Source organism: Kitasatospora sp. NPDC003701, from assembly GCF_053587085.1.
Genome location: NZ_JBSFNM010000055.1, coordinates 1 through 18,163, shown reverse-complemented (window position 1 = coordinate 18,163; position 18,163 = coordinate 1). Strand labels below are relative to the sequence as shown.

14 protein-coding genes are annotated in these 18,163 nt (G+C 73.7%); 8 read left to right on the top strand and 6 right to left on the bottom strand.

What is annotated here, in order from left to right:
- Nucleotides 1-21: 21 nt before the first annotated feature.
- Nucleotides 22-2,046, bottom strand: coding sequence for a M3 family metallopeptidase (locus ACWDRR_RS34620; RefSeq protein WP_449776230.1), 2,025 nt, complete (start codon nt 2,044-2,046; stop codon nt 22-24).
- A gap of 169 nt (nt 2,047-2,215) precedes the next feature.
- Between ACWDRR_RS34620 and ACWDRR_RS34615 the strand changes: the two genes are divergently transcribed.
- On the top strand, nt 2,216-3,931 hold the full coding sequence (locus tag ACWDRR_RS34615) for a bifunctional 3'-5' exonuclease/DNA polymerase (protein ID WP_449776229.1): 1,716 nt from the start codon (nt 2,216-2,218) through the stop codon (nt 3,929-3,931).
- 51 nt (nt 3,932-3,982) lie between these two features.
- On the opposite strand, the gene dhaM is transcribed toward ACWDRR_RS34615, so the two are convergent.
- Nucleotides 3,983-4,375 (bottom strand): dihydroxyacetone kinase phosphoryl donor subunit DhaM, encoded by a 393-nt coding sequence (gene dhaM, locus ACWDRR_RS34610; protein ID WP_449776228.1) that lies wholly within the window; start codon nt 4,373-4,375, stop codon nt 3,983-3,985.
- Nucleotides 4,376-4,533: 158 nt separating this feature from the next.
- On the opposite strand from dhaM, the gene dhaK reads away from it, so the two are divergent.
- A complete protein-coding gene (gene dhaK / locus ACWDRR_RS34605; protein WP_449776227.1) occupies nt 4,534-5,529 on the top strand; it encodes a dihydroxyacetone kinase subunit DhaK in 996 nt (331 codons plus the stop codon).
- A 16-nt stretch (nt 5,530-5,545) separates the two neighbouring features.
- On the top strand, nt 5,546-6,172 hold the full coding sequence (gene dhaL / locus ACWDRR_RS34600; protein WP_449776226.1) for a dihydroxyacetone kinase subunit DhaL: 627 nt from the start codon (nt 5,546-5,548) through the stop codon (nt 6,170-6,172).
- Nucleotides 6,173-6,205: 33 nt separating this feature from the next.
- Here the strand turns inward: dhaL and ACWDRR_RS34595 are convergent, their stop codons facing one another.
- Complete coding sequence (locus ACWDRR_RS34595; protein ID WP_449776225.1) at nt 6,206-7,378, bottom strand: PP2C family protein-serine/threonine phosphatase; 1,173 nt, start codon at nt 7,376-7,378, stop codon at nt 6,206-6,208.
- A 152-nt stretch (nt 7,379-7,530) separates the two neighbouring features.
- On the opposite strand from ACWDRR_RS34595, the gene ACWDRR_RS34590 reads away from it, so the two are divergent.
- From ACWDRR_RS34590 to ACWDRR_RS34580, 3 genes are all read left to right on the top strand, one after another.
- The gene (locus ACWDRR_RS34590) at nt 7,531-8,472 is read left to right on the top strand and encodes a PrsW family intramembrane metalloprotease (RefSeq protein WP_449776224.1); all 942 of its coding nucleotides are present in this window, start codon (nt 7,531-7,533) and stop codon (nt 8,470-8,472) included.
- A gap of 264 nt (nt 8,473-8,736) precedes the next feature.
- The gene (locus ACWDRR_RS34585; protein WP_449776223.1) at nt 8,737-8,955 is read left to right on the top strand and encodes a heavy-metal-associated domain-containing protein; all 219 of its coding nucleotides are present in this window, start codon (nt 8,737-8,739) and stop codon (nt 8,953-8,955) included.
- Between the two features lie 70 nt (nt 8,956-9,025).
- Nucleotides 9,026-11,353, top strand: a complete 2,328-nt coding sequence (locus ACWDRR_RS34580) for a heavy metal translocating P-type ATPase (RefSeq protein ID WP_449776222.1) — start codon at nt 9,026-9,028, stop codon at nt 11,351-11,353.
- 120 nt (nt 11,354-11,473) lie between these two features.
- On the opposite strand, the gene ACWDRR_RS34575 is transcribed toward ACWDRR_RS34580, so the two are convergent.
- From ACWDRR_RS34575 to recD2, 3 genes are all read right to left on the bottom strand, one after another.
- Entirely contained in the window at nt 11,474-12,193 is a 720-nt protein-coding gene (locus ACWDRR_RS34575; RefSeq protein ID WP_449776221.1) for an SDR family NAD(P)-dependent oxidoreductase, read from the bottom strand.
- A gap of 507 nt (nt 12,194-12,700) precedes the next feature.
- On the bottom strand, nt 12,701-13,990 hold the full coding sequence (locus ACWDRR_RS34570) for a citrate synthase (RefSeq protein ID WP_329489905.1): 1,290 nt from the start codon (nt 13,988-13,990) through the stop codon (nt 12,701-12,703).
- Between the two features lie 224 nt (nt 13,991-14,214).
- Nucleotides 14,215-16,452 carry an SF1B family DNA helicase RecD2 gene (gene recD2 / locus ACWDRR_RS34565; RefSeq protein ID WP_449776220.1) on the bottom strand — a complete coding sequence of 746 codons (2,238 nt, stop codon included), beginning with the start codon at nt 16,450-16,452 and terminating at the stop codon, nt 14,215-14,217.
- Between the two features lie 154 nt (nt 16,453-16,606).
- Between recD2 and ACWDRR_RS34560 the strand changes: the two genes are divergently transcribed.
- Both ACWDRR_RS34560 and ACWDRR_RS34555 read left to right on the top strand, forming a co-directional pair.
- On the top strand, nt 16,607-17,398 hold the full coding sequence (locus ACWDRR_RS34560) for a VOC family protein (RefSeq protein WP_449776219.1): 792 nt from the start codon (nt 16,607-16,609) through the stop codon (nt 17,396-17,398).
- Between the two features lie 168 nt (nt 17,399-17,566).
- Nucleotides 17,567-18,019: an N-acetyltransferase family protein gene (locus ACWDRR_RS34555; protein ID WP_449776218.1), complete on the top strand. Its 453-nt coding sequence runs from the start codon at nt 17,567-17,569 to the stop codon at nt 18,017-18,019.
- Nucleotides 18,020-18,163 lie beyond the last annotated feature (144 nt).

The window sequence follows — 18,163 nt, the reverse complement described above, 5'->3', positions numbered from 1 at the left end:
CCCCGCCGGGCCGGAGCGGGCCTAGGCCAGACCGCGGCGGGCCAGCAGCGGACCGGTCTGCGGGTCGCGGCCGACCACCGCGCGGAAGGAGTCCAGCGCCTCCCGGCTGTCCCCGCGCGACAGCAGCTCACGGCGGAACACCTCGCCGCTCTCCCGCACGCTGCGGCCGTTCCCCCGGAACCAGTCCACCGTCTCGGCGTCCAGCACCTCGGACCAGATGTACGCGTAGTAGCCCGCGCTGTACCCGCCGGCGAAGATGTGCGAGAAGTACGCCGTCCGGTAGCGCGGCGGGATCGCCGCCACCGCGAGCCCGGCCTTCGCCAGCGCCCGCGCCTCGAACTCCTCGGCGTCCGCGATCTCCTGGCCCTGCGGCACGGTGTGCCAGGCGAGGTCCAGCAGCGTCGCCGCCAGGTACTCGACGGTCCGGTACCCCTGCCCGAAGCCCTCGGCCGCCGCCATCCGCTCGACCAGCTCGGCCGGCAGCGGCTCGCCGGTCACGTGGTGCTTGGCGTAGTTGGCCAGCACCTCGGGCCAAACCATCCACATCTCGTTGACCTGCGAGGGGAACTCCACGAAGTCCCGCGGCACGTCCGTCCCGGCGAAGTACGGGTAGCGCACGTCCGAGAAGAGCCCGTGCAGCGCGTGGCCGAACTCGTGGAACAGCGTGCGCACCTCGTCCCAGGAGAGCAGCACCGGCTCGCCCGGCGCCGGGCGGGCCACGTTCAGGTTGTTCATCACCACCGGCCGGCGGCCCAGCAGCCGCGACTGGGTGACCAGTTCGTCCATCCAGGCGCCGCCGCGCTTGGACGCCCGGGCGTGGAAGTCCCCGAGGAACAGGCCGAGCGAGCCGCCGTCCTCCTCGAACACCTCGAAGACCCGCACGTCCCGGTGGTACGCGGTGAGGTCCGGCCGCTCGGTGAAGGTCACCCCGTAGGCCAGGTTGGCGGCGAAGAAGACGCCGTCGCGCAGCACCCGCTCCAGCTCGAACCAGGGGCGCAGCGCCGCCGCGTCCACCTGGTAGGAGGACTGCCGGACCAGCTCCGAGTAGTACGCCCAGTCGTGCGCGGCGATCTCCTCGATCCCGTCGGCGGCCGCCGCGGCGGCCAGCTCCACCGCCTCCCGTCGCGCGTTGGCCACCGCCGGCGGCACCAGCCGGGCCAGCAGCGCGTCCACCGCCCCGACGGTGCCGGCCGTCTCGTCCGCCACCACGTACGCGGCGTGCGTGTCGTACCCGAGCAGCCGGGCCCGCTCGGCGCGCAGCGCGGACATCCGGATCGCCAGCGGGCCGTTGGCCTCGGCGGCGCGGCCCAGCGAGGCCGCCAGCAGGCGCTCGCGCACCGAACGGTCGGTGAGGAAGGCCAGCTCGGTCTGGTTGGAGAAGTTCTTCAGGCTCAGCACGTACTTGCCGTCGTGCCCGAGCGCCCGGGCGTTCTCGGCCGCGCCGGCGATCGCGTCCGGCGAGAGCCCGGCCAGCTCCGCCGCGGAGTCCAGCACCAGCGCCCGCGCCTTCGAGTCCGCCGACACGTTGCGGCGGAACGCCGAGGCGCCGGCGGCCAGTTCGGCGTTGAGCCCGCGCAGCCGCTGCTGCTCGGCGGCGCCGAGCCGGGCGCCGGCCCGGACGAAGGCGGTGTGCCGCCGCTCCAGCAGCCGCAGCGACTCCTCGTCCAGGCCGAGCCCGGCCCGCCGCCCGTGCAGCTCCTCGATCCGGGCGAACAGCGCGGCGTCCAGGTGGATCGCGTCCCGGTGCGACGCCAGCCGCGGGCTGATCTCGGCGTCCACCCGGTCCACGCCCGGTGTGGTGTCCGAGGAGACCTGGTTGTCGAAGACCGCGCGGACCCGCTTCAGCAGCGCACCCGAGCGCTCCAGCGCGATCAGGGTGTTGTCGAAGGTCGGCGGCTCCGGATTGGCGGCGATCTCGGCGATCTCGGCGAGCTGCTCGGCCATCCCGCGCTCGAACGCGGGCAGGTAGTGCTCTTCCCGGATCTCGGCGAAGGGTGGCAGTTCGTAGACCAGGGTGCTGGGCTTGAAGAACGGGTTCTCGGTCATTTCGCCGACCCTACGCGGTGGTGGCGACCCGGCGAACGGCACCGGTCCCGGCGGGCGGCGCACGTCCGGGGCACCGGCGCACCGGCCGGCACGCGCGCCTGCGCCGGTTGTCGTACCCACCGGTTACCGTCGAGGTCCGCAGCCCGTACGCCCGAGAGGAGGAGCCCCCGTGGCACCCCGGATCGCCCTCGTTCCCGACCAGCACGGCCCGGGCGGCCGGCTGCAGCCGCTCGACGACGCCGGTGCTCCGCTCGGCCCGCCCGCCGCGGTGGCGGACCTCGCGGCCGCGGTCGCCGAGCGGGAGGCCGCCGAGCACCCCCGCTGGGTCTGGGCGGCCACCGACAGCGCCTACGCCCCCCTGCTCCCCCGGCTGCCCGACCGGCTCGCCCGCTGCCACGACCTGCGGCTGGTCGAGGCCCTGCTGCTCGCGTACGAGGGCCGGTTCGGCGCGCCCCGCTCGCTCGGCGCCGCGTGGGCCCGGCTGCGCGGACTGCCCGTCCCGGCCGACCTGCCCGAGCCCGGCTCGGCCGAGTCCGGGGACGGCCAGGACTCCCTGTTCGCCCCCGACCGGCTGCAACTGCCGCCGGGCACCGACGCGTCGGCCGCCGTCGCGGCCGTCCACGCCGAGCAGCAGCGCCGGCTCGCCGCGATCACCGACCCGGACGCCCGCGCCCGGTTCCGGCTGCTGGTCGCCGCCGAGTCGGCCGGCGCGCTGGTGGCCGCCGAGATGGCCCAGGACGGCCTGCCCTGGCGCACCGACATCCACGACCGGCTGCTCACCGAGCTGCTCGGTCCCCGTCCGACCCTCCCCGGCGCCCAGCCCAGGCTGCTCTCCGAGCTGGCCGTCGAGCTCCAGGAGGCCCTGGGCGGCCGCCCGTTCAACCCCGACTCGCACAGTCAGGTGCTGCGCGCCTTCGCCGAGCGGGGCGTCCAGCTCACCTCGACCCGGTCCTGGGAGCTGAAGGCGGTGGACCACCCGGCCGCCGCGCTGATGATCCGCTACAAGGAGCTCTCCCGGATCCACGCCGCGCACGGCTGGGCCTGGCAGGACGCCTGGGCCCGCGGCGGCCGGTTCCGCCCCGAGTACGTGGTCGGCGGCGTGGTCTCCGGCCGCTGGGCCAGCCGGGGCGGCGGCGCGCTGCAGATCCCGCGCATCCTGCGCCGCGCCGTGGTCGCCGACCCGGGCTGGCTGTTCGTCGTCGCCGACGCCGCCCAGCTGGAGCCGCGCGTGCTGGCCGCCCTCTCCCAGGACGCCGGCCTGGCCCGCACCGCCGCCGACGGCGACCTGTACGAGGCGCTGGCCGCCTCCGCCTTCCAGGGGGACCGCGACAAGGCCAAGCTCGGCCTGCTCGGGGCCATGTACGGCCAGACCAGCGGGGACATCGGCCCGCTCCTCGCCACCCTGCGCCGCCGCTACCCGACCGCCATGGGCTACGTCGAGGCGGCCGCCCGGACGGGCGAGGACGGCGGCGTGGTCGCCTCCCGGCTGGGCCGGGCCTGCCCGCCGCCCTCCGCCGACTGGCTCGACCTCACCGAGGCACCGGAGACGGCGGGGGAGGCCGGCGGCCGCTCGGCCCGCGCCCGGGGCCGCTTCACCCGCAACTTCGTGATCCAGGCCAGCGCCGCCGACTGGGCGCTCGCCCTGCTGGCGTCGCTGCGCCGGCGGCTGAACGCGCTGCCCGCCGCCGGTCCGGCCGAGCGGCCGCACCTGGTCTTCTTCCAGCACGACGAGGTGGTGGTGCACACCCCGGCGAACCTCGCCGACCGGGTGGCCGCCGCCGTCGCCGAGTCGGCCGACGAGGCCCGGCGGCTGGTCTTCGGGGAGACACCGGTCCGGTTCCCGCTCACCACCGCCGTGGTGGACTGCTACGCCGACGCCAAGTAGCCGCGGGCGGTGGCGCGGCAGCCGCGAGCGGTGGCGCGGCAGCCGCGAGCGCTACAGCTTGCGGAACGCCCGCGCGTCCTCGGCGGCCGCCGCCACCTCGGCGACGGACGCCCCGGTGGAGGCCGTCACCGCGGCCGCGACCGCGCCCTCCACGAACGGCGCGTCCACCAGCACCACCCCGGGGCGCGGCTCGTCCTCCAGCAGCGCGACGGCGGTCAGCACCGAGCTGCCGAGGTCCGCCAGGACCACCACGCCCGCCCCGCCCTCCGCCTCCGCGACGGCCCGGGCGATCAGGTCGTAGCTGGTCCCGAGCCCGCCGTCCTCCGTTCCGGCCGCCACCACCACCCGCACCGCGTCCGGGGCGAGTTCCGCCAGCAGCTCGCGCAGCCCGGTGGCGAGCCGTGCACTGTGCGAGACCAGGACGATGCCCACGTAGTCGCTCATACCGCCGACCCTACGACCGCCCGCTGCTCCACGGGAGTGGTCCGCCCGCCCCCGCGTGTCGTACCGCACCACGCCCGCACGCGTGTCGTACCCCGTGCCGGCCACCCCCGTCTGGCGTAGCGTCGGGTCAGCACCGTCTGCCGAGGGAGCGAAGCGCCGTGAAGAAGCTGATCAACACCCCGGAGAGCGTCCTGGAGGACGCCCTGGCCGGAGTCGCCGCCGCCCACCGGGAGTTGACGGTGGACATCGCGAACCGGGTGATCACCCGCGCGGTCCGGCCGGCCGCGTCGAAGGTCGCGCTGGTCTCCGGCGGCGGATCCGGGCACGAGCCGCTGCACGGCGGTTTCGTCGGCCCGGGGATGCTGGACGCCGCCTGCCCCGGCGAGGTGTTCACCTCCCCCGTGCCGGACCAGATGCTGGCCGCCGCCAGGGCCGTGGACTCCGGCGCCGGGGTGGTCTTCGTCGTGAAGAACTACACCGGCGACGTGATGAACTTCGAGCTGGCCGCCGAACTGGCCGCCGAGGAGGGCCTCGTGGTCCGCACGGTGCTGGTCGACGACGACGTCGCGGTCGAGGACTCGACCTGGACGGCCGGCCGCCGGGGCACCGGCGCGACCGTGCTGGTGGAGAAGATCGCCGGCGCGCTGGCCGAGCGCGGCGCCACGCTGGACGAGGTGACCGCCGTGGGCGAGCAGGTCAACGCCGCCTCCCGCTCGTTCGCGATCGCGCTGACCGCCGCGACCACCCCGGCCGCCGGCAAGCCCGGCTTCGACCTGCCGGAGGACGAGATCGAGGTCGGCGTCGGCATCCACGGCGAGCCCGGCCGCCGCCGCGAGAAGCTCCGCCCGGCCCGCGAGCTCGCCGCCGAGGTGGTGGAGACCGTCCTCGCCGACCACGACCTGACCGCCGGCGACGAGGTGATCGCCCTGCTGAACGGCCTCGGCGGCACCCCGCTGCTGGAGCTGTACATCGTCTTCGGCGAGGTCGCCGCCCGGTTGGCCGAGCGCGGCATCACGGTGGCCCGCAACCTGGTCGGCAACTACGTGACCAGCCTGGACATGGCGGGCTTCTCGCTCACCCTGACCAAGGCCGACGCCCGGCTGCTGGACCTCTGGGACGCCCCGGTGGACACCCCCGCCCTCAAGCGGGCCTGACGGAGGAGGAACGGTCATGGACTTCGACACCGCACTGGCCGAGGCCTGGGTCCGCGCGATCGCGGTCGCGGTCGAGAAGGAGCAGGGCCGGCTCACCGAGCTGGACTCCGCGATCGGCGACGGCGACCACGGCAGCAACCTGCGGCGCGGCTTCACCGCCGTGCTCACCGCACTGGACGCGCTCGCCCCCGACGGCCCGGGGGCGGTGCTGACCAGGACCGGCACCACGCTGATCTCGAAGGTCGGCGGGGCCTCCGGCCCGCTCTACGGGAAGGCCTTCCGCGCCCTGGGCGCCGCGCTGCCCGGGCCGGCCGGCCCGGCGGCGTTCGGCGAGGCGCTGGCCGAGGGGCTGCGGGCGGTCCAGGCCCTCGGCAAGGCCGAGCCGGGCGACAAGACCATCGTGGACGCCTACACCCCGGCCCTGGCCGCGTACCGCGAGGCGGTGGCGGCGGGCGCGGACCTGCCGCAGGCCGCCGCGGCCGCGGCGGACGCGGCCGAGCGGGGCGCGCTGGCCACCGTGCCGCTCCAGGCCCGCAAGGGCCGCGCCTCCTACCTCGGCCCGCGCAGCGTCGGCCACCAGGACCCGGGCGCCACCTCCACCGCGCTGGTCTTCCGCGCCCTCGCGGAGGCCGTCGCGGGCTGAGGCCCCGGCGCCGCACGCCCGCCCCCGGGCGCCCTACTGGTCCGTCCGGGTGATCAGGAGCAGCAGCGCGTCGTCCCGCAGCTCCCCGCCGGTGTGCTCCAGCAGGTCGGCGTAGACCCGGCCGACCGCCGCCTCCAGCTCCGTCGCGGAGCGGGCCGCGCCCCGGACCAGCGGGCCGACCCGCTCCGCCAGCGGGTAGAAGTCGCCGCTCTTGCGGTGCCGGGCCTCGATCACGCCGTCGGTGCAGAGCACCAGCACGTCCTCGTGGCCGAACGGCTGGTCCCAGGTGGCCGGCTCGCCGACGGCCAGCCGGCCCAGGCCGAGCGGCACCCACGGGTCGGGCGCGTGCAGCACGTGCGCCCCGCCGTCGTGGTCCACCCGGATCGGCGGGACGTGCCCGTACTGCAGCAGCTGCATCACCCCCGGCGTCCGGAACTCCGCGAACAGCGCGGTGGTGAACTCCCCGTCCGGGGCGTGCCGCTCCACGCTGGCCTCGATCCGGGCCGCGACCCCGCGCAGCCCGGCCTCGTCGTAGGCGGCCTCGCGGAAGGAGCCGAGCACCACGGCGGCGGTCTGCACCGCGCCGAGCCCCTTGCCGCGGACGTCCCCGACCGCCACCCGGGTCCCGTGCGGGGTCTCCAGCACCGAGTAGAGGTCCCCGCCGATCCGGGAGGCGTCGGCGGCGGACACGTACCGGACGGCGAGGTGCAGCGGTCCGACCACCGGTCCGGGCAGCCGCAGCAGCGCCCGCTGGGCGGCCTCGGCGACGGAGCTGACGGCCGCGAAGGCGGCGGCCCGGCGCATGCGGATCTTGGCCACCCAGGCGGAGAACACGGTGAGCAGCAGGTAGCTGACCATCGCGCCGTAGAGGAAGCGCTCGTCGTTGACGTTGTCGACCTCGTCGTAGTGGCTGAGGCCGAACACCGCGAACAGGCCGAGCAGGCAGACCAGCAGCAGTTCGAGCGGCCGCAGGGTGAGCGCGGCGATGGTGGGCACGACCGTCATCAGCGGTGCGAGGTAGCGGTCCTTGCCGGAGAGCAGGTCGGCCACCCCGACCAGCAGCGTCGCGACCAGCGCGGGGCTGGCCCGGCGCCAGAACGGCACGTCCTGGAGATCGGCCGCCAGCAGCGCGCCGCGCCGTCGCTCGGGCGGCAGTCCCGTGGCGGTGGGGACCGCGGGCGACTGGGCTCGGCGGATCGGGAACACATATCGAACATAACGGACGATCAGCACCCCCACCCCCGCACCCCCCGCGAGACGACCCGACCCGCGCCTCCCGCACTGGGCCAATCGGTACCGAAATGCCCTATTTGTCATACAGTGCGACTAACTCGGCTAGGCAAGGGAGGCCATCACCGGTGTCCGGATACCGCAACACCCCCCGCATCTCCGATCCGCCGACGCGAACGGCGGCACGATCCGACCAATGGCCCAGGGTCTTCCTGATCGGCCTCCTGCTCTGGGTCGCCACCGTCGCCGTCACCTTCCTCACCGGGAACAGCAACCTGGTGCCGACGATCGTGCTGCTCGGCAGCTTCCTCGTGCCGGCCACGATGGTGGTCTGGGCGTACGAGCGGTACGCCGCCGACCTCGGCGCTGACCGGATCTTCGCCTGCTTCGGCATCGGCGGCATCATCGGCGTCCTCGGCGCCTCCGTCCTGGAGACGTACCTGCTGTCCCCGTCGGTGTGGATGTACGTCGGCGTCGGCCTGATCGAGGAGGCGGTCAAGCTCGCCGCCCTGATCATGGTCAGCCGGCGGCTGCGGGTCGGCGGGCTGCGCCACGGGCTGGTCCTGGGCGCCACCGTCGGCGCCGGCTTCGCGGCCTTCGAGAGCGCCGGGTACGCGTTCAACGCGGTGCTCAGCATCCAGGGGCTCTCGCTGAGGAACCTGGTGGAGACGGAGATCCTGCGCGGGGTGCTGGCACCGGTCGGCCACATCCTGTGGACGGCGATCCTCGGCGGGGTGCTCTTCCGCGAGCGGCGCGGCGGTCACTTCCGCTGCACGCTCCCGGTCGTGCTCACCTATCTGGGCGTCGCACTGCTGCACGCGCTCTGGGACAGCATGAGCGGCATCGCCGTCTGGCTGGTCGCCCGGACCACCACCAACGACTGGCAGCGCGCGCTGTTCGACCTCGGCTACATGCCGGACCCGACGGGCGAACAGGTCCACCTCTACACGCTCTACGACACGCTGGGGCTGATCGCGGTCTCGCTCGGCGGCCTGCTCTGGCTGCGGCTGCTGGTCCGCCGCGAGCGGGCCACCCCGATCCCGGCCCAGTACCCGTCGGCACCCGCCTAGCGGTCCCCGACCCCGGCCGACCCCGGCCGGGCGCGCCGGTCCCGGCCGCCCCGCACCACCCGCTGCGCCCGAATCCACCCGCCGCACGGCGCGGATTCGGGCGCAGCGTGTCCGGGCGCATACGCTCTGCTGTCGGACCGCGTCCCGATGCGATCCGCACCACACCACCCCCCTCTTCGGGGAATACCCCGCAGGGGTATGGTGTCATCAAGAGTGAGAGCCCGGGCGCAGGCCCGCGGCCGTACAGACCTCCCGGAGGCCCCGATGTCCAGCACCATCACCTACACCGTGACCGGCATGAGCTGCGGACACTGCGAGAGCTCGGTCAGCAAGGAGCTCACCGCACTGGCCGGTGTCACCCAGGTGGCGGCCGACGCCAAGGCCGGCACCGTGACGGTCTCCTCCACCGCCCCGCTCGACGACGACCAGGTCCGCGCCGCCGTCGACGAGGCCGGCTACGAGCTGGTCGGCCGGTCCGTCTGAGCCCCCGCGGTGCGGCGGGGGCCGCTCGCCCCGGCCCCCGCCGCACGCCCTCCTCAAGGAGCTGATCAGCATGAGCACCTCCACCCCGGCCACCACGGCCGCGGACCTGGCCGCCGGCCCGGGCGGCCAGGACGGCGGGGCCGCGGTACGCGACCGCGTCGAACTGTCGATCGGCGGGATGACCTGCGCCTCCTGCGCGGCCCGGATCGAGAAGAAGCTCAACCGGATGGAGGGCGTCGAGGCCACGGTCAACTACGCCACCGAGAAGGCCCGGATCGACTTCGGACCGGGCGTGAGCGTGGCCGACCTCGTCACCACCGTCGAGAACACCGGCTACACCGCCGAGCTCCCCGCGCCGCCCGCCGCCGAACCGGCCGCCGAACCCACCGGGCCGGCCGCCGCCCCGGAGCGGCCCGCGGCCGACCCCCTGCTGGACCGGCTGCTGATCAGCGCCGTCCTCAGCGTGCCGGTGGTCATGCTGTCGATGATCCCGTCCCTGCAGTTCAACAACTGGCAGTGGCTGGCCTTCGCCCTCACCGGCCCGGTCGTCGTCCACGGCGGGCTGCCGTTCCACCGGGCGGCCTGGACCAACCTGAAGCACGGCGCCGCGACCATGGACACCCTGGTCTCGCTCGGCACCCTGGCCGCCTTCGGCTGGTCGTTCTGGGCCCTGTTCTGGGGCCACGCCGGGATGGCCGGGATGCGGCACGAGTTCTCGCTGTCGATCGGCGACACCGACGCCTCATCCACCCTCTACCTGGAGACGGCCGCCGCCGTCACCGTGCTGATCCTGCTCGGCCGCTACCTGGAGGCGCGCTCCAAGCGCCGCGCCGGCGCCGCCCTGCACGCCCTGCTCGACCTGGGGGCCAAGGACGTGTCGGTGCTGCAGAACGGTGCCGAGGTCCGGCTGCCGGTCGACCGGCTGACCCCCGGCATGCGGTTCGTGGTCCGCCCGGGCGAGAAGATCGCCACCGACGGCACCGTCGTCGAAGGATCCTCCGCGGTGGACGCCTCGATGCTCACCGGCGAGTCCGTCCCGGTCGAGGTCGCGGTCGGCGACACCGTCACCGGCGCCACCGTCAACGCCGGCGGCCGGCTGGTCGTCGAGGCCAGCCGGGTCGGCGCCGACACCCAGCTCGCCCGGATGGCCAAGCTGGTCGAGGAGGCCCAGAACGGCAAGGCCGCCGCCCAGCGGCTGGCCGACCGGATCTCCGCCGTCTTCGTCCCCGTCGTCATCCTGATCGCGCTCGGCACCCTGATCGGCTGGCTGCTGGTCTCCGACAGCCCCACCGAGGCGTTCACCGCCGCCGTCGCGGTGCTGATCATCGCCTGCCCGTGCGCCCTGGGCCTGGCCACCCCGACCGCGTTGATGGTCGGCACCGGGCGCGGTGCGCAGCTGGGGATCCTGATCAAGGGCCCGGAGGTGCTGGAGTCGACCCGGCGGGTGGACACCGTCGTCCTGGACAAGACCGGGACCGTCACCACCGGCCGGATGACCCTGCTCGCCGTCCACACCGCCGAAGGCGTCACCGAGACCGAGGCACTGCGCCTGGCGGGTGCGGTGGAACACGCCTCGGAGCACCCGATCGGTGCCGCCGTCGCCGCGGCCGCCGCCCAGCGCGTGGGCGCCCTGCCGCCGGTGGAGGGCTTCGAGAACGTCCCCGGCCTCGGGGTGCGGGGCGTCGTCGAGGGCCACCGGGTGGTCGCCGGCCGCGAGGCGCTGCTGACCGGGTGGGAGCTCGCGCCGGCGCTGGCCGGGGCCAAGGCCGCGGCGGAGAGCGCCGGGCGGACGGCGATCGCGGTCGGCTGGGACGGCGCGGCGCGGGCGGTGCTGGAGGTCGCCGACGCGGTCCGGCCCACCAGCGCCGAGGCCATCCGCGAGCTGCGCGCCCTGGGTCTGCGCCCGGTCCTGCTGACCGGTGACAACCGGCTGGTCGCCGAGGCCGTGGCGGCCGAGGTCGGCATCGTCGCCACCGATGTGATCGCCGAGGTCCTCCCGCAGGACAAGGTGGACGCCGTCCGGGCCCTCCAGGCCGAGGGCCGGGTCGTCGCCATGGTCGGCGACGGCGTCAACGACGCCGCCGCCCTCGCCCGGGCCGACCTGGGGCTCGCGATGGGCACCGGCACCGACGCCGCCATCGAGGCGGGCGACCTCACCCTGGTGCGCGGCGATCTGCGCGCCGCCGCCGACGCCATCCGGCTCTCCCGCCGGACCCTGGCCACCATCAAGGGCAACCTGTTCTGGGCCTTCGGCTACAACGTCGCCGCCCTGCCGCTGGCGGCCGCCGGACTCCTCAACCCCGTGATCGCCGGCGCCGCGATGGCCTTCTCGTCCGTCTTCGTGGTCACCAACAGCCTCCGGCTGCGCCGCTTCCAGGCCGCCCCGGACCGGCCCTGAGACCCTGGGCCCCGGAGTCCCAGAAGCCCGGAGACCCGGGCCCCGAAAACCCGGACCCGACGGCCGAGGGGCCCGCCACCGCAAGCGCGGTGGCGGGCCCCTCGGCCTGTTCCCGGGCGCTCAGCGCCCGAGCAGCTCCCCGCCGTTGCAGTGCAGGATCTCGCCGGTGATGAAGCCGGCCTCGGGCGAGGCCAGGAAGTAGACCGCCGCCGCGACCTCGCCGGCCTCGCCGATCCGGCCGAGCAGCGTCCGGGCCGCCCGGCGGGACACCTCGGCCTCGTCCAGCCGCGGGCCGAAGAACTCGGTGCCCGCCACGGTGCCCGGGGCGACGATGTTCGCCGTGATGCCCGAGGTGCCGAGCTGGGCGGCCAGGAAGTGGTTCCACGCGTGCAGCGAGGCCTTGGCGGCCCCGTACGAGCCGGCGCCGCTCAGCGCCGCGATCGAGCTGACCGTGACCACCCGGCCCGCACCGGGGGTGAGCCGGTCGCGGATCGACTCGGTGAGCAGGACCACGGTCAGGACGTTGCGCTCGAAGTCGCCGCGCCAGCGGGCCAGCAGGGCGTGCGGCCCGCCGCCGATCACGGTCTCCCGGCTGCCGGCGTTGTTCACCAGCACGTCGATCCGGTCCGGCAGTTCACCGAGCACCGCCTCGACGTCGTCGGGATCGGCGAGGTCGCGCACCAGCGGGGTGACGTTCGGTCCGAGGTCGGCCGCGGCCCGTTCGAGCACCGCCCGCCGGCGGCCGACGATCACGACCTGTTCGCCCGCCTCGGCGAACCGCCGCGCCACTTCGTACCCGATCCCCGTGCCACCGCCGGTGACAACCACGTTCCTGGCCATCTGCGCACTCCCTCCCCAGTTCCGCCGCCACGCTGCGAGGGTGCGGGACGGTCCGTACCGGAATGCCACGATTCCTATCACGCTCGGTTGCCGTGACTGCGGGGAGGGTGACGTTGCGGCCGCCGGAAGGTGTGATAAGGGCGGGCCACGGCCCGCACACGGAGCGTGGCGAGAGGCAGGTCACACCCCCCGGGCGTAACTTCTCGCACCCTGATACGTCTTAGGTTGGTAGTGCGGCAGTTTTTCGGTGGGCGGCGACGTGGCGAACGGCATCACGTCACCGCACGACCACCACTGCCGCCGACGGGGCTCCGGCGGGCCCCGGGACGGTCGCCGACTGTTGGCGGCCTTCGCGCACGGCGCCGGGGTGTGGCGGGTCTGGGACGCTTTGAGCGGCCGTCCCCGGCTGCGGCCGCCCCGGAGTCGTGCGCTGTACGTCTCCCACCCTCGCGCGGGACGGCGAAGGGCCCGGCCGCGCAGTGCGGCCGGGCCCTTGCAGGTCCTGCGTCAGCGGGCCTCGAGGCCCACGTAGTCGCGGATCGCGGTGCCGGTGTAGATCTGGCGCGGACGGCCGATCCGGCTGGTCGGGTCGTTGATCATCTCGTGCCAGTGGGCGATCCAGCCCGGCAGCCGGCCGAGGGCGAACAGCACGGTGAACATGCTGGTCGGGAAGCCCATGGCGCGGTAGATCAGGCCGGTGTAGAAGTCCACGTTCGGGTAGAGCTTGCGCGAGACGAAGAAGTCGTCCTGGAGCGCGTGCTCCTCCAGCTTCAGCGCGATGTCGAGCAGCTCGTCGGACTTGCCGAGCTGGCCGAGCACCTCGTGCGCCAGCAGCTTGACCTGCGCGGCGCGCGGGTCGAACGCCTTGTACACGCGGTGGCCGAAGCCCATCAGCTTGACGCCGTCCTCGCGGTTCTTCACCTTGCGAATGAACGCGTCGACGTCGCCGCCGTCCTTCTGGATGCTCTCCAGCATCTCCAGCACGGCCTGGTTCGCACCGCCGTGCAGCGGGCCCCAGAGCGCCGAGATGCCGGCCGAGATCGAGGCGAACTGGTTGGCGTGGCTGGAGCCCACCAGGCGGACGGTGGAGGTCGAGCAGTTCTGCTCGTGGTCCGCGTGCAGGATCAGCAGCTTGTCCAGCGCGTTGACGACGACCGGGTTGAGCTCGTAGTCCTCGGCGGGGACCGCGAAGGTCATCCGCAGGAAGTTCTCGACGTAGCTCAGGTCGTTGCGCGGGTAGACGAACGGCTGGCCGACCGACTTCTTGTACGCGTAGGCCGCGATCGTCGGGAGCTTCGCCAGCAGGCGGACCGTCGACAGGTGGCGCTGGGCGGCGTCGAACGGGTTGTGGCTGTCCTGGTAGAAGGTGGACAGCGCGCCGACCACCGAGGACAGCATCGCCATCGGGTGGGCGTCACGCGGGAAGCCCTGGTAGAAGCGCTTGACGTCCTCGTGCAGCAGGGTGTGCTGGGTGATCTCGCGGTTGAACTCCGACAGCTGGTCCGCCGTCGGCAGCTCGCCGTTGATCAGGAGGTACGCGGTCTCGATGAAGCTGCCCTGCTCGGCGAGCTGCTCGATCGGGTAGCCGCGGTACCGCAGGATGCCGTTGTCACCGTCCACGAAGGTGATCGCGGACTTGTACGCGGCGGTGTTACCGAAGCCGTTGTCCAGGGTGACCAGGCCGGTCTGCGGGAGCAGCTTCGAGATGTCGAAGCCGGCGTTGCCCGCAGTGCTCTCGACGACGGGGTACTCGTACTCGCCGTCCTGGTACCGCAGTACTACCGAGTTGTCGCTCACGTCTTCCTCACCGACGAAATGAATCCTCTTCCAAGGTGCCCTGACTGTCTCTACCATCCCCCATCTGGCGGACAGCCGCGCACCCGGGGTGGCCCGAAAGGGACCACCCCTACAAAACCTGCCGCCGCAGCCGGTACGAACCGGACAAGATCGGCACCACCCCAGGCTCTGCCGTAAATCTCTTCACGTCAAGAGAACAATAGAGGCAACCATCCGTTGGAGAATCATCCAGTCGCCAGCCGGTGATCCAGCGCGGCGTGCCTCCTACCTGCGCTGACGGTGCGAACGGCCTGCCCGATCGCCTTCCGTGACCCCACCAGCACTACCAGTTTCCGCGCCCTGGTCACGGCCGTGTAGAGCAGGTTCCGTTGGAGCATCGTCCACGCGGACGTGGTGACCGGAATCACCACCACGGGGTACTCGCTCCCCTGCGACCGGTGGATCGTCACCGCGTACGCGTGCGCCAGCTCGTCCAACTCGTCGAAGTCGTAGGGCACCTCCTCGTCCTCGTCGGTGACCACCGTCAGCCGCTGGTCGTCCACGCTCAGCGAGGCCACCACTCCCACTGTGCCGTTGAAGACACCGTTGCGCCCCTTGTCGTAGTTGTTGCGGATCTGGGTGACCTTGTCCCCCACCCGGAACGTCCGCCCGCCGAACCGCCGCTCCGCCACCCCCTCCCGGGCCGGCGTCACCGCCGCCTGCAGCAGCGTGTTCAGGTTCCCCGCGCCCGCCGGCCCCCGGTGCATCGGCGCCAGCACCTGGACGTCCCGGCGCGCGTCGAAGCCGAACCGCTGCGGGATCCGCCGGGCCACCACGTCCACCGTCAGCCCGGCCGCCCGCTCGGCGTCGTCCTCCACGAACAGGAAGAAGTCCGGCAGGCCCTCCGTCAGCGGCGGCAGCCCCTCGTTGATCCGGTGCGCGTTGGTCACCACGCCCGACTGCTGCGCCTGCCGGAAGATCCTGGTCAGCCGCACCGACGGGATCGGCCCGCCGTCGGCCAGCAGGTCCCGCAGCACCTCGCCGGCCCCCACCGACGGCAGCTGGTCCACGTCCCCCACGAACAGCAGGTGCGCACCCGGCGCCACCGCCTTGACCAGCTTGTTCGCCAGGATCAGATCCAGCATCGACGCCTCGTCCACCACCACCAGATCGGCGTCCAGCGGGCGGTCCCGGTCGTAGGCCGCGTCCCCGCCCGGCCTCAGCTCCAGCAGCCGGTGCACCGTCGAGGCCTCCACCCCGGTCAGCTCCGCCAGCCGCTTCGCCGCCCGGCCGGTCGGCGCCGCCAGGACGACCTTCGCCCGCTTCGCCAGCGCCAGCGTCACGATCGACTTCACCGTGAACGACTTGCCGCAGCCCGGACCGCCCGTCAGCACCGCCACCTTCTCGGTCAGCGCCAACCGCACCGACTGCTCCTGCTCCGGCGCCAGCTCCGCCCCGGTCCGCTTCGCCAGCCACCCCAGTGCCGCCGGCCAGTCCACGTCCGCGAACCACGGCATCCGGTCCGAGTCCGAACGCAGCAGCCGCAGCAGCTGGTTGGCCAGCGAGATCTCCGCCCGGTGGAAGGGCACCAGGTACACCGCGGAGATCGGCTCACCGCCCTCCCCCGGCACCGACTCGCGCACCACCCCCTCCGTGGCCACCAGCTCCGCCAGGCAGTCGATCACCAGCCCCACGTCCACCTGGAGCAGCTTCACCCCGTCCGCGATCAGCCGCTCCTCCGGCAGGTAGCAGTGCCCCTGGTCGCTGCTCTGCGACAGTGCGTACTGCAGGCCCGCCTTCACCCGCTCCGGGCTGTCGTGCGGAATGCCCACCGCCTGCGCGATCCGGTCCGCCGTCAGGAAGCCGATGCCCCAGACGTCCGAGGCCAGCCGGTACGGCTCGTTCTTCACCACCCCGATCGAGCCGTCCCCGTACTGCTTGTAGATCCGCACCGCGAGCGACGTCGACACGCCGACCCCCTGCAGGAAGACCATCACCTCCTTGATGGACTTCTGCTCCTCCCAGGCCGCCGCGATCTTCTTGGTCCGCTTCGGCCCCAGGCCCGGCACCTCGATCAGCCGGCCCGGCTCGTTCTCGATGACCTCCAGGGTGTCCACCCCGAACTGCTCCACGATCCGCTCGGCGAACCGCGGCCCGATCCCCTTGATCAGCCCCGAGCCGAGGTAGCGCTGGATGCCCTGGATCGTCGCGGGCAGCACCGTCGTGTAGTTCTCCACCACGAACTGCTTGCCGTACTGCGGATGCGACCCCCACCGCCCGTGCAGCCGAAGCGACTCCCCCGGCTGCGCCCCCAGCAGAGCGCCCACCACCGTCAGCAGATCGTTCGCACCCCGCCCGGTGTCCACCCGGGCGACCGTGTAGCCCGTCTCCTCGTTGGCGTACGTGATCCGCTCCAGCACGCCCTCGACCTGAGCGAGCTGGCGCGGCAGCGGCGTCTGGGCCGCCTGCGTCTGCCTGGCCACCGGGCCCCCTTACCAGTGCGGGTGCAGTTTCGCTACGCACCGTACCGCCCGGGTGCGACACCGGGCGTCCTGGTGCCAGGCTGGAGGGGCAACGGGGGGCGCCGTCCCCGCCCGTGCCCCGCCGCGACGGGCCCGCCCAAGGAGCACCGCCACCATGCTCAGCACCGCCTTCACCGCCGGCTCGCCCAACTGGCTCGACCTCGCCAGCCCGGACACCGCCGCGTCCGCGGCCTTCTACGGCACCGTCTTCGGCTGGACCTTCGCCACCGCCGGGCCCGAGGCCGGCGGCTACGGCTTCCTCCAGCAGGACGGCCGCACGGTCGCCGCGCTCGGCCCGCTCACCGACCACACCGCCCACCCCGCCTGGACGATCTACTTCTGCACCCGCGACGCCGACCGGACCACCGCGCTGGTCGACGCGGCCGGCGGCACGGTCCGCTTCGCCCCGTTCGACGTCTTCAGCAGCGGCCGCATGGCGGGCTACATCGACCCCGCCGGTGCCGAGTTCGCCGTCTGGCAGCCGCACGACACCCGCGGCCTGGACGCCGTCACCGAGCAGGGGACGTTCTGCTGGGCCGAGTGCTACAGCGTCGACGCCGAGGCGGCGAAGGCCTTCTACCGCGGCGTGTTCGGCTGGCAGGAGCAGGACGTCCCGCTCGGCGACGTGACCTACACCGTCCTCACCCCGGCCGGCGGCGGCACCGACGACGCGCACGGCGGCATCCTGCAGCTCGGCCCCGACCGGACGGCCGCCGGCACCACCTCGCACTGGCTCCCCTACTTCGAGGTCGCCAACGTGGACGCCGCCCTCGCCCTGGCCGGTCAGCTGGGCGCGACCGTCCGGATCCCCGCGACGGACGTGCACGGCGTCGGCCGCCTCGCCCAGCTCACCGACCCGCACGGCGCCGTCTTCGCCGTCATCACCAGCGCGCTGCCCGGCGAGTGACGCCGGATCACCTCATCGCTCCGCCTCCGGGGGCGCCCTCCGGTCCGCCTCCGGAGGGCCACCCCGAGGGCCGCTGCGGGCCCTCTGCGGCTCTCGAAGGCCCAGGGTGAGGCACTGAAGCGCCGGGCCCGCCCTCCGGTGCCCCACGGGCCCGCCTAGGCTGTGATCATGACCGACCTGACGATCCGCCGCGCCACCGCCGACGACCTGCCGGCGATAGTGGCCATGCTCGCCGACGATCCCCTGGGCGCCGCCCGCGAGAGCCCCGACGACCTCACCCCGTACCGCACCGCCTTCGCCCGCATCGACGCCGACCCGCACCAGCACCTCGTCGTCGCCGAGCGGGACGGCCGGACCATCGGAACGCTCCAGCTGACCGTCGTCCCCGGGCTCTCCCGCAAGGGCTCCACCCGCACCATCATCGAGGCGGTCCGGATCCACGCGGACGAGCGCGGCACCGGTCTCGGCACCGACCTGATCCGGTGGGCGGTCGACCGCTCCCGCGAGCTCGGCTCCGACCTCGTCCAGCTCACCTCCGACGCGACCCGGACCGACGCCCACCGCTTCTACGAGCGGCTCGGTTTCGTCCCCTCGCACCTGGGCTTCAAGCTCGCGCTGTAATTCCGGCCGGCTCCTCCGGCTCGTTCCTGCTGCCGTTCCACATCGGCCCGGAAACGCAAAGAACCCCCCGATCCGGATGGATCGGGGGGTTCTTCACAATGATTGTTCGGCGGCGTCCTACTCTCCCACAGGGTCCCCCCTGCA